An 11,981-nucleotide genomic window follows, 5' to 3' on the forward strand; every position below is an offset into this window, starting at 1 on the left:
TTTTCATTTTGGGCCCCTGCACATGAACACATCCCTTTCGGTCGTTGTCGTTGGTGCAACAGGCAACGTTGGCGAAGCTATCGTGACATTGCTGGAGGAGCGTGATTTCCCGCTCGTCCACCTTTATTTGGTAGCGTCAGCTGACTCTGTTGGTCAGTCTATTGCCTTTCGCGGCAGAAACCTGCGCATAACGGCAGCTGATGACTTTGATTTTGGCAAGGCTCAACTGGCCTTTATGGCAGCTGATACGGTATCGGCCGGGACGTTGGCAGAAAAAGCGTTCGAGGCGGGATGCTCGGTTATTGACCTGACTGGCTCTTTGGATAGCTTACGTTCGCCGCGTGTAATGCCGGACGTTAGCAGCGAACTCATTGGCCAGCAGCAAAGGCCTTGTCTGCTGTCAGTGCCGAGTGCACCTGCCGCAGTACTCATCAGTACACTGGCTCCCATTTGCCATCAAAGTGCTATTGAGCAGGCAACTGTTACCGCTTGTCTCGCTGCCTCTAGTCGGGGTAGGGCCGGTGTTCGAGAGTTGGCGCGGCAAACAACCGAGCTGCTGAATGCGCGTCCACTGGAACCAAAGGTATTTGGCAAGCAGTTGGCATTCAATGTGCTAGCACAGACCGGTGAACCTCAGTCAGATGGCTATACTGCGATTGAGCATAGAGTCATGGGCGAGTGTAAAGAAGTGTTGGGCAACAGTCTCGGAACATTGGCGGTCAGTTGTATTCAAGTGCCAGTGTTCTTTGGCGATAGTCTTTCGATAACCGTTAAAACACGTGATATTTTGGCTATAAAAGATCTGAATTTGGCCTATTCTAAGCATGAAGGCTTGGAATTGTTTGATGCAGAAGAATATCCAACGGTCGTGGATGATGCGATCGGACGTGATGAAATATTGATTGGGCGCGTCAGACATAATCCAGAAGATCCACATCTGATTGAAATGTGGGTCGTTTCAGATAATGTTCGAAAGGCGGCTGCGCTTAATGCCGTGCAAACGGCTGAATTATTGATAAAACATTATCTGTAAAAGATACTGATTTAAGTTAGGGCAGACTTATCAGTAAATAATTGGCTAGGCGTACCGTTCAAACTGGCCGGTCATCTTGAACGGTACCTAGGTAAGCAAATCTGCTGCCGACAGAAATCATAAGGGAAAGCTATGGTTCGGGTTCGAAAATTAGTGCTAGCAATCGCGGCGGCATCCGCCTTTGCGTCAGGAGCGACGTATGGCCTTGGCCTCGGTGATATTCATCTGAATTCATCACTGAATCAGCCATTCAATGCGGTCATTGACCTCAAGGATGTTCGCGACCTTTCAGCAGAAGAATTGCGCCCCGTTCTGGCTTCCCCTGAAGACTTCAGTAAAGCCGGCGTCGATAGAAACTATTTTCTGACCGATCTTAAATTTACGCCTGAAGTCCGAGCGGACGGGCGTAGTGTTATTCGTATTACGTCATCCAAGCCGGTACGTGAGCCCTACTTGAACTTCCTGCTGGAAGTGAGCTGGCCAAGCGGTCGCGTGCTTCGCGAGTACACCGTTCTACTGGACCCACCGCTTTACACGCCTCAAACGGCGGCAGCACCCGTAGCGCCTGTTACGGCGCCTGCACCATCAAGACCTGCGCGTCCAGCGGCAACCCCGGTACCTTCAGGTGCAGCGGGTGTGCCTGTCACCATGAATGGTGAGTACACGACCAGCCCGAAAGATACCCTGTGGGAAGTGGCAGACCGTACTCGTCCCAACGACAACGTCTCTGTACACCAGATGATGCTGGCTATCCAGGATCGTAACCCTAGTGCGTTTTTGAGCAATAACATCAATTTGATGAAGAGTGGGCAGGTTCTTCGTCTCCCCAATGATGAGCAGATCAGAGTGCGTTCCCAGCGCCAAGCATTGGAAGAAGTGGCTGCTCAGAACCGAGCCTGGCGTGGTGGTCTGCAGGCCGCTGATGCCGCCAACGTGCCAGGTTCGCCTCGACAACTTGATGCTACCAACAGGCAAGGCCCGGAGAGTGCACCGGGGGCGGCCGAGCAGCAGGACAATCTGCGCCTGCTTTCCGGTCAGCAAGGCAAATCAGCCTCTGGTAGCGACCAGGGAAATAGCGGTAATAACCAGGCGCTGGCAGACAAGCTGGCCGTGACGCAAGAAAGTCTGGATTCGACTCGTCGCGAAAACGAAGAACTCAAGAGTCGCATGAGCGATTTGCAAAGTCAGCTGGACAAGTTGCAAAAGCTGATGCAACTCAAGGATGCCCAGCTAGCTCAGCTGCAGGCTTCGGCTGCCAATCAGGGTGTTGCTCCAGAATCCCCTGAGGCGTCGGCTCCGGTAATCACTCCGCCGGCCACAACGCCAGAGGGTGAGCCTGCTCAACCTACGGCTGATCAAAGCGCGCCTGAACAGGCTGAAGCAGCGCCTCCCGCTACGCCAGAGGATACTGCACCCGATTCGGCCAGTGCTCCAGAAGTGCCGGCCGAAACACCCGCGGCGCCTTCGGCTACTACGCCTGCCATGCCCGCCACTGCAGCTCCGGCTCAGCCTGTTGAACCTGTTGCCGAAGAGCCCGCCAGTTTCCTTGATCAGATATTTGGGAACACCCTCTGGTTGGGTGTAATTGGTGGCAGTGCGCTGTTGGCGCTGCTGGTTCTTCTGATGGTCATCTCTCGCCGCAACGCCATGCGTGAAGCCGAGCGTGAGGCCGCCTTGGAAGAGGAGCAGTCCATTGGTGCCTATCGTGTCGATCCCGATATTCATGAAAGCAGTCTGGACGGCTTGGATATAAGTGACCTGTCCGAAAGCAATCTGGATAATCAGAACACCGATGCCAAGCAGCCGTCTGACGCGCTAGGTCAGGCTGATATCTATATGGCCTATGGGCGCTTCAATCAGGCTGCTGATGTTCTGCAGAAAGCCAGTGATGAGGAGCCGCATCGCGCTGACTTGCGTTTGAAACTCATGGAAGTGTATGCCGAGATGGGCGACCGTGAGGGCTTCATTCGCCAGGAAAATGAGTTGCGTGAAATTGGTGGATCCCAGCCGGAAGTCGAGCAGCTCAAGTCCCGTTACCCTGCCATGGCTGCCGCGGCGGCTGCAACAGTCTTGGGTGCGGCAGCGCTGGCTGCTGCGCACGAGGTCAGTGAGTCCGAGGAGCATCGCCTTGATGAGCCCGAGACTACTGAGAAGCTCGATGACGATTTCGATCTGAATTTCGATGACTTCAAGCTGGATGACACTGAAGAGCCAACGGTGGTGCGCGAAGATACGAATACATTCGACTTTACCGCAGAAGAAACCACTGCTCAGACTGCCAAGGATGACGATTTTGACTTTGACTTCGATCTGTCGAGTGATTCGGAGCGTCCGGTAGCACCCGAGCATACGGCGTTAAATGACGAGTTCTCTCTGGATCTGGACGAGTCGGATCGCAACGCTGAGCCGGTGGCCTTTAGCGAGCCTGCGGTTCACGCTCCTGAGGATGACTTCAGCCTCGATCTGCCAGATAATGAAACGAAGCCTTCGGACGTGAATTATCTGTCGGATGACTTCGATCTTTCCATTGACGAGCCAGGAGCAGAGCCAGAGCCTATTGCTGAGCGTGAAACGCCTGAAGCGGCTGACCCACAAGCACACAGCTTCGAAGCTGAGCTTCAGCGCGCCAATGCTGATCTGGAGCAGAGCAGTCCTGATCTGAGGAATGAGACTGTAGCTGAGGAGCGCAAAGACGAAGCCAGTACTGACTTCGGCAGTTTTTCTGCAGAGAGTGGTTCAGGTCTTGATGACGATTTCGATTTCCTTTCGGGTGAAGATGAGACGGCAACCAAGCTTGATCTGGCCCGAGCCTATATCGATATGGGCGACGCGGATGGGGCTAGAGATATCCTTGATGAGATTCTGGCCGAAGGTAGTGATGCCCAGCGTAATGAGGCTCGCGAGATGTTGGCCCAATTGAGTTGAATATGACTGAAAGTGTTAACACAGCGGCAGCCGAGGAGGCTGCCGCTGGCGTTTCAAGAATAGCCCTTGGTGTAGAGTACATGGGGGCTCGCTACCGCGGCTGGCAAAGGCAGCAGGCTGGCGTGATATCCGTGCAGGAAGCCCTTGAGAAAGCATTGAGCCGGGTGGCAGCTCAGCCTGTGACGGTTTCCTGTGCGGGTCGTACCGATGCGGCTGTGCATGCCAGCGGTCAGGTCGTGCATTTTGATACGGCGGTTGATCGTCCGCTTCATGCCTGGGTGCTAGGGGCAAATGCCAACCTGCCTAAGGATATTAGCGTAGCGTGGGCCAAGCCCATGCCTCATCATTTTAATGCGCGTTTTTCAGCCGTCGCGCGTCGATACCGCTACGTGATTTACAACGATCCTATTCGACCTGCTCATCTGGCCGAGCAAGTTACCTGGAATCACCGTCCGCTAGATGTTGAGCGAATGCGAAGTGCTGCGGCCCTTTTGGTTGGGACGCATGATTTTACATCGTTCCGTGCGCAACAGTGCCAGGCCAAATCTCCCATCAAGACTGTTCATCATCTGCATGTGCAGGTGTTCGGCTGCTTTATTGTGCTCGATATCAGGGCCAATGCTTTCTTGCACCATATGGTGCGGAACATAGCAGGCGTATTGATGACGATCGGCGCAGGCGAGCGGCCTGTCGAGTGGGCTGCCCAAGTGCTGGACGCCTGCGATCGTAAAGCGGGAGGCGTGACGGCGCATCCCTATGGGCTTTATCTGGTCAGGGTCGAATACCCTGAAGAGTTTGATTTGCCTAAGCGCTACCTGGGGCCGCATTTCCTGTCGGCTCTCCCTGATATGGCGAACTGACTAAGCCTCCGCCTTCTGATACCATCGTCTGATTTTTCAGTCCGGGTAAAAAGACGTGTCAGCGGTCCGTGTGAAAATCTGTGGAATCACATGCGTCGAGGATGCATTGGCCGCCGCTCATGCTGGCGCCGATGCTATCGGGCTCGTCTTTTATAGGAAAAGCCCTCGTTCCGTATCGATCCCCCAGGCCAAGTGCATCATTTCTGCTTTGCCTCCATTCGTGACAACGGTAGGGCTTTTCGTCGATGCGTCCCGCTGTGAGATTGACGAAACACTGGATGCCTTGCCGCTTGATCTGTTGCAGTTTCATGGTGAGGAGACGGCAGCCGATTGTGCGCGGTATCGTCGGCCCTACATGAAAGCGCTGCGTATGAAGCCGGGTGAAGACATTGCTGCTCGTTGTCAGGAATACGCCAGTGCAAATGCCATCTTGCTAGATACCTATGTTCAAGGTGTTCCCGGTGGAACAGGGCAGGCATTTGACTGGGCGCAAATACCGCAGGGATTATCCAAGCCTATCGTGCTGGCAGGTGGGCTTGGGATTGAAAATGTAGCCGATGCTATTGCCAGAGTGCGTCCTTACGCTGTTGATGTCAGCGGCGGGGTAGAGTCAACCAAGGGTATAAAGGATCACGAAAAGGTTCGTGCATTCGTTGATGCCGTACGGCGTGGTTAGGATTAAAAGGATCAACTGAGGCCATGTGACGGCAATTGAATTAAGACCGTCAACAGGCTAAGTCGGGCCCGAACCGTTTCGGGTCATCAATGATTTTTCTGCTTGATAATTACTAGCAGAGTTTAGGTTGGGCTAGCCCGTTAGGGTGGAGCCTGGTGGCGTTGAGTTGGACATGCTGTTCAATCTCCGTTCACCATCAATTCATAATTCGCTCAGGGATTGTGTGTCGAGCTCAGGACTTGATACATGCGAGCCCATGCAAGTGGAGAGTAATGCATGAGCAATTGGCTGGTAGATAAACTGATTCCTTCGATCATGCGTTCCGAAGTGAAACGCAGTTCTGTACCTGAAGGGCTTTGGCACAAGTGTCCTTCTTGCGAGTCGGTGCTTTACCGCCCGGAGCTGGAAAAGAATCTGGATGTCTGCATGAAGTGTGGTCATCACATGCGCATCAATGCTCGTCGTCGTCTGGACATCTTTTTGGATGCGGACGGGCGCGAGGAGCTTGGCGCTGAGCTGGAGCCTGTTGATCGCCTGAAATTTCGCGACAGTAAGAAATATAAGGATCGTCTGACGGCCGCTCAAAAGGAGACTGGTGAAAAAGATGCCCTGATTGCCATGAAGGGCTCGCTGATGGGTATGCCGGTGGCGGCCTGCGCATTTGAGTTTTCGTTCATGGGCGGTTCCATGGGCGCGGTCGTGGGTGAGCGCTTTGTACGCGCCGCCAATGTGGCTCTGGAACAGCGTTGTCCGCTGGTCTGTTTTTCGGCGTCGGGTGGGGCTCGTATGCAGGAAGCGCTGATATCGCTGATGCAGATGGCCAAGACATCTGCAGTATTGGCGCGCTTGCGTGAAGAAGGGATTCCTTTTATCTCCGTCTTGACAGACCCTGTATATGGCGGTGTTTCGGCAAGTCTTGCCATGTTGGGTGATGTGATTGTTGCTGAGCCCAAGGCACTTATCGGATTTGCAGGCCCTCGCGTCATTGAACAGACTGTGCGTGAAAAGCTTCCTGAAGGTTTCCAGCGCAGTGAGTTCCTGCTTGAGCATGGTGCGGTGGATATCATTGTGCCGCGCGCTGAGCTGCGTAGTCGTCTCTCCAAGTTGCTGGCTACCCTGCAGAACGTTCCTAGCCCGGCGGCCTGATGAACAACAAGTCCCTGGCCGATTGGCTGAGTTACCTCGAACAACTGCATCCCACTGCCATTGACATGGGGTTGGACCGCTCGCGCAAGGTGGCTCAGGCACTTGCGCTGGGGCGTCTGGCGCCTCGAGTCGTTACGGTTACAGGAACAAACGGCAAGGGATCGACATGTGCGTTCCTGGCTCGACTGTTACGTGCCTCGGGGTTGCGTGTCGGGGTTTACAGTTCGCCGCATCTGTTGCGCTATAACGAGCGTGTCTCCATTGATGGGCAGGACGTAGACGATCAGACGTTATGTGAGGCATTTGCTGCCGTTGAGGCGGCACGTCAAGACACCTCGCTAACGTATTTTGAAATGGGCACGCTTGCTGCCTTCTGGCTGTTCGCGCGTGCGGAGCTCGATGCGGTCATTCTCGAGGTTGGGCTTGGCGGTCGCCTGGACGCAGTTAATCTGGTCGACGCTGACTTGGCACTTGTCACCAGCATTGGGTTGGATCACGCCGAATGGCTCGGTAATACGCGAGAAAGCGTTGCGTTTGAAAAGGCGGGTATTTTTCGTTCGGGAAAACCTGCCCTCTGTGGCGACCTTGATCCGCCTGTTCCACTGCTGGAGCAGGCGGAGCGTCTGAATGCTCCGCTGTTTTGCCGGGGTAAAGACTTTGATCTTCTTATGGAGTCCCATAGTTGGTTTTGGAAGGGCGTAGCCGCTGATGGCGAGGTGTTGACGTTGCCCGGCATCCCTTTCCTTGATCTTCCTATGGAAAACGCTGCGCTGGCTTTGCAGGCGTATGTGTTGCTAGATATCGAGTGGGTGCCTGAAAAGATAGTCCAGGCTCTTGTGGACACAGCCGTAGTAGGGCGGCTGGATCGCCGTCAGGTAAGTATCGATAACAAGCAAATTCACTTGCTTCTGGATGTGGGGCATAACCCCCACGCAGCAGAGTATTTGGCTCGGCGATTATCTGTACGCAAACCCAGCGGGCGTCGCCTGGCTGTGTTTGGCCTGCTTTCTGACAAGGATTTGCGCGGCGTTATTACACCACTGCTTGCAGTGATCGGCGAATGGTTTGTGGCTGAGCTGCCAACGCCTCGGAGCCGTTCTGCGCAAGAGCTACATGCTGCGTTGCGCAATCAGGGGCAGGCCGTGCATTGTCACGACACTATAAGAAATGCATTAAGTGCAGCGGCTGAAATGGCTACGGAAGACGATGAAATCATCGTATTTGGTTCTTTCTACAGCGTGGCAGAGGCGCTAGGCTGGTTGCATAGCCAAGCACAAGGGGAATAAAAAATGGATCGAGTGCTCAAGCAGCGTATCGTTGGTGCCTTGGTGCTGGTTGCCCTGGCCATTGTATTCATACCAATGCTTTTTACTCGTCAGGATGAGACCCGCCAGGTGGTTGTAGAGCCGGCACCTCGACCCCAGGCCCCTGCAATGCCTGAAGTAGCTGTAAAGCCGGTAGAGACGCCAGAGGTGATACCGGACAAGCCTGAAAATGCAGCTTCGTTACCCAGTGCGCCAATTGCATCCGTGCCGGAGATTTCCAATGCTGATGCGCCAGTTGCTCAATCTTCACAACCCACTGCTCCTGCCTCTCAGGCCAGCGCACCTGCTGTAGCGCAGGCACCCCAGGCCAAGGCTGCACCAGCGGCGCCTCCGTCTACGCAGCCAGCGCCCGCCGCTCAGCCGGAGAAGCGGCTGGACAACAACGATCTGCCTGTAAGCTGGTCCGTGCAATTAGCCAGCCTGTCTAACAAGGCTCGTGCAAATGAGCTGCAAAACACGCTGCGCAGTCAGGGTTACAATGCGTATGTACGCAGTGTGGATGGGATGAATCGTGTGTTTGTAGGTCCTGTCGTTGACCGAGGGGAGGCAGACCGCTTACGTGACCAGTTAAGCCGTCAGCAAAAGGTAAATGGCTTTGTAGTGCGTTTCCAGCCGGAACGCGGTTAACCAAATCGAAAGGCTCTGCTAATATGCAGGGCCTTTTTTAGTTGTGGGTCTCATCGTGGGCTTCACCTGGGCGGATTGGGCGATCATTGGCGTTATCGCTATTTCCAGTTTGATTAGCTTGAAGCGTGGCTTTGTAAAGGAAGCGCTTTCATTGCTGACATGGATAGTGGCAGGTGCTATAGCATGGCTGTTCGGCGGTGCGCTGTCTCAATACTTCAACGACTATATCCAGATTCCTTCAGGGCGTATCATTGCTGCATGCGCGCTGCTATTCATTGCTACGTTGATGGTCGGTGCTCTGGTCAATTTCCTGTTGGGAGAGCTGATTCGGGTCACCGGGCTTTCAGGTACTGACCGTTTTCTCGGAATGGCTTTCGGGGCTGCACGTGGCGGCTTGTTGATCGTGGTACTGGTAGGGCTGCTGAGCCTGGCTCCAGTACAGCAGGATCCCTGGTGGAAGCAATCCGTATTGCTTCCCCATTTTCTTTTGGTGGCTGACTGGTCCAAGAACTTCATGTTGGGGTTTGCAGGGAACTGGATGACTCAGGCAGCCGTGCCGCACACGCTTAATGAGCTGGGTGGTATTGCCAAGTAAACGATGCGTTCACGCATCCAATCGAACTAGTCTTAACAGTGGGGTTCCGTCACATGTGTGGCATCGTTGGCATTGTGGGCAAATCAAACGTCAACCAGGCGTTGTATGACGCGCTCACCGTCCTACAACATCGTGGTCAGGATGCAGCTGGCATAGTGACCAGCCTGGACGGAAAGCTCTATCTGCGTAAGGACAACGGGCTGGTTCGGGATGTGTTTCAACAGCGACATATGCAGCGTCTAGTTGGCAATATCGGTATCGGCCACGTCCGTTATCCCACTGCCGGCAGTTCATCCTCTGCTGAGGCCCAGCCGTTTTACGTCAATTCACCCTACGGTATTACACTGGCGCATAATGGTAACCTGACCAATGTGGCTCAGCTCTCTCAAGAGATCTATGAGTCGGATTTGCGTCACGTAAACACCAATTCCGACTCGGAAGTGCTGCTCAATGTTTTTGCACATGAGCTGGCAGTGCGTAACAAGCTGCAACCCACTGAAGATGATGTGTTTGCTGCCGTCTCTGGCGTACATGAGCGGTGCCGGGGAGGGTATGCCGTTATCGCCATGATAACCGGGTATGGCATGGTAGGTTTCCGGGATCCCCATGCCATTCGGCCAATCGTGTTTGGGCAGCGTCATACCGAAAAAGGCGTCGAGTACATGATCGCCTCGGAAAGCGTATCGCTGAATGTACTGGGGTTCACCCTCATTCGTGACCTGGCCCCTGGCGAGGCGGTTTACATTACTGAAGACGGTCGCTTGTTCACGCGCCAGTGCGCGGCAAATCCCAAATATGCGCCGTGCATTTTCGAGCATGTTTACCTGGCTCGTCCGGACTCCATCATCGATGGTATTTCTGTGTACAAGGCGCGGTTGCGCATGGGTGAAAAACTGGCTGAGAAGATTCAGCGGGAACGCCCTGATCATGATATCGATGTAGTTATTCCCATTCCGGATACAAGCCGCACTGCAGCACTGGAGCTGGCGAATCACCTGGGCGTCAAATTTCGTGAAGGCTTCGTCAAGAATCGCTATATCGGCCGCACGTTTATCATGCCGGGGCAGGCCGCGCGCAAGAAGTCGGTTCGCCAGAAGCTGAACGCCATTGAGCTGGAGTTTCGAGGCAAGAATGTCATGCTGGTTGATGACTCCATCGTTCGGGGTACTACTTGCAAGCAGATTATTCAGATGGCCCGTGAAGCTGGCGCAAAGAATGTATATTTCTGTTCAGCGGCGCCTGCGGTGCGGTATCCCAATGTCTATGGTATCGATATGCCCAGCGTCCATGAGCTGATCGCACACGGTCGCTCTACAGAAGACGTTGCGCGCCTGATCGGTACGGATTGGCTCATCTATCAGGATCTCAATGATCTGGTCGATGCCGTTCGTGGTGGCAATCCAAGTATCGAAAACTTCGACTGCGCAGTGTTTGATGGTCAGTACATTACAGGCGATGTCGATGAGGCATACCTGCTCAATATCGAGCAGGCCCGTAATGATGCCGCTAAAACCACGTCACATGCGGTGCATGCCATCATCGACCTGTACAACGACTGAGGAGCTTTTGCATGAGTCATGACTGGGACGCCGGGCGGCTTGATAGCGACCTGGACGGTGTAGGTTTCGATACCCTTGCCGTTCGCGCAGGCTATAACCGCTCGCCTGAGGGTGAGCATGGTGAGGCGCTGTTTTTGACATCGAGTTATGTCTTTCGAAGTGCAGCCGATGCGGCCAAACGTTTCGCTGGCGAAGTACCGGGTAACGTTTACTCGCGTTACACCAACCCTACGGTACGGACCTTTGAAACGCGAATTGCAGCGCTTGAAGGGGCAGAGCAGGCAGTGGCTACCGCTTCCGGTATGTCGGCCATTCTGGCGTTGGTGATGAGTCTGTGCAGTGCAGGTGATCACGTGCTGGTCTCGCGCAGCGTGTTTGGCTCCACCATTAGCCTGTTCGAGAAGTACCTCAAGCGTTTTGGTGTTGAGGTGGATTATCCGCCGTTATCAGATATCGAGGCATGGCGTGGTGCCTGCAAGCCGAACACCAGGCTTTTCTTTGTCGAGTCACCTTCTAACCCGCTTGCCGAGTTGGTCGACATCGCAGCGCTCGCTGAAGTAGCCCATGCCCAGGGTGCGCTTTTGGCGGTCGATAACTGTTTCTGTACGCCCGTACTGCAGCAGCCGTTGGCGTTGGGCGCTGATATCGTGGTGCATTCAGCAACCAAGTATATCGACGGACAGGGTCGTAGCATGGGTGGTGTGGTCGCCGGACGTGCCGAGCACATGAAGGAGCTGGTGGGCTTTTTGCGTACAGCAGGCCCCACGCTGAGTCCTTTCAATGCATGGCTGTTCCTCAAGGGACTTGAAACGCTGAAGATTCGCATGCAGGCGCACAGTCAGTCAGCACTGCAGCTGGCGCGCTGGTTGGAAGCGCAGCCCGGTGTTGAGCGAGTGTTTTACGCTGGCTTGGAAAGTCATCCACAGCATGAGCTCGCCAAGCGCCAGCAAAGCGGCTTTGGTGCCGTGGTCAGCTTCGAGGTAGCAGGTGGCAAAGAGGCCGCATGGCGTGTCATTGATGCTACGCGCATGATCTCCATAACCACTAATTTGGGCGACACCAAAACGACCATTGCTCATCCTGCTACCACGTCTCATGGTCGTTTATCGCCAGCTGAGCGGGCCAATGCGGGCATCAGCGACAGCTTGATTCGCATTGCCGTTGGGCTGGAAGACATTGAGGACATCAAGACCGATTTGGCTCGAGGTATAGCAGCGTTGTGAATGAGGCATATC

The 11,981-nt window shown here is 54.4% G+C and carries 10 protein-coding genes; all 10 read left to right on the forward strand.

Going from position 1 to position 11,981, the window contains the following annotated elements; translation table 11 throughout:
* Positions 1-22: 22 nt before the first annotated feature.
* The 10 genes from JQR86_RS07065 to JQR86_RS07110 all read left to right on the forward strand — a co-directional run bounded on the left by JQR86_RS07065 (position 23) and on the right by JQR86_RS07110 (position 11,969).
* Positions 23-1,033, forward strand: coding sequence for an aspartate-semialdehyde dehydrogenase (locus JQR86_RS07065; protein ID WP_434154592.1), 1,011 nt, complete (start codon positions 23-25; stop codon positions 1,031-1,033).
* A gap of 132 nt (positions 1,034-1,165) precedes the next feature.
* A complete protein-coding gene (locus tag JQR86_RS07070) occupies positions 1,166-3,958 on the forward strand; it encodes a FimV/HubP family polar landmark protein (RefSeq protein WP_434154593.1) in 2,793 nt (930 codons plus the stop codon).
* A 2-nt stretch (positions 3,959-3,960) separates the two neighbouring features.
* The gene (gene truA / locus JQR86_RS07075) at positions 3,961-4,818 is read left to right on the forward strand and encodes a tRNA pseudouridine(38-40) synthase TruA (protein WP_434154594.1); all 858 of its coding nucleotides are present in this window, start codon (positions 3,961-3,963) and stop codon (positions 4,816-4,818) included.
* Positions 4,819-4,873: 55 nt separating this feature from the next.
* Positions 4,874-5,494, forward strand: coding sequence for a phosphoribosylanthranilate isomerase (locus JQR86_RS07080; RefSeq protein WP_434154595.1), 621 nt, complete (start codon positions 4,874-4,876; stop codon positions 5,492-5,494).
* Positions 5,495-5,770: 276 nt separating this feature from the next.
* On the forward strand, positions 5,771-6,640 hold the full coding sequence (accD, locus tag JQR86_RS07085; RefSeq protein WP_010794939.1) for an acetyl-CoA carboxylase, carboxyltransferase subunit beta: 870 nt from the start codon (positions 5,771-5,773) through the stop codon (positions 6,638-6,640).
* The gene (folC, locus tag JQR86_RS07090) at positions 6,640-7,926 is read left to right on the forward strand and encodes a bifunctional tetrahydrofolate synthase/dihydrofolate synthase (protein WP_434154597.1); all 1,287 of its coding nucleotides are present in this window, start codon (positions 6,640-6,642) and stop codon (positions 7,924-7,926) included. The genes accD and folC overlap by 1 nt, the downstream gene beginning before the upstream one ends.
* A gap of 3 nt (positions 7,927-7,929) precedes the next feature.
* A complete protein-coding gene (locus JQR86_RS07095) occupies positions 7,930-8,592 on the forward strand; it encodes an SPOR domain-containing protein (RefSeq protein WP_125888281.1) in 663 nt (220 codons plus the stop codon).
* 55 nt (positions 8,593-8,647) lie between these two features.
* Positions 8,648-9,187, forward strand: a complete 540-nt coding sequence (locus JQR86_RS07100) for a CvpA family protein (RefSeq protein WP_434154599.1) — start codon at positions 8,648-8,650, stop codon at positions 9,185-9,187.
* Positions 9,188-9,240: 53 nt separating this feature from the next.
* Positions 9,241-10,746: an amidophosphoribosyltransferase gene (gene purF, locus JQR86_RS07105; RefSeq protein ID WP_010794935.1), complete on the forward strand. Its 1,506-nt coding sequence runs from the start codon at positions 9,241-9,243 to the stop codon at positions 10,744-10,746.
* A gap of 11 nt (positions 10,747-10,757) precedes the next feature.
* Complete coding sequence (locus tag JQR86_RS07110) at positions 10,758-11,969, forward strand: O-succinylhomoserine sulfhydrylase (protein WP_019365767.1); 1,212 nt, start codon at positions 10,758-10,760, stop codon at positions 11,967-11,969.
* Positions 11,970-11,981 lie beyond the last annotated feature (12 nt).

The organism is Pseudomonas sp. JZ134, assembly GCF_051027695.1.
GTDB classification, from domain to species: domain Bacteria; phylum Pseudomonadota; class Gammaproteobacteria; order Pseudomonadales; family Pseudomonadaceae; genus Chryseomonas; species Chryseomonas luteola.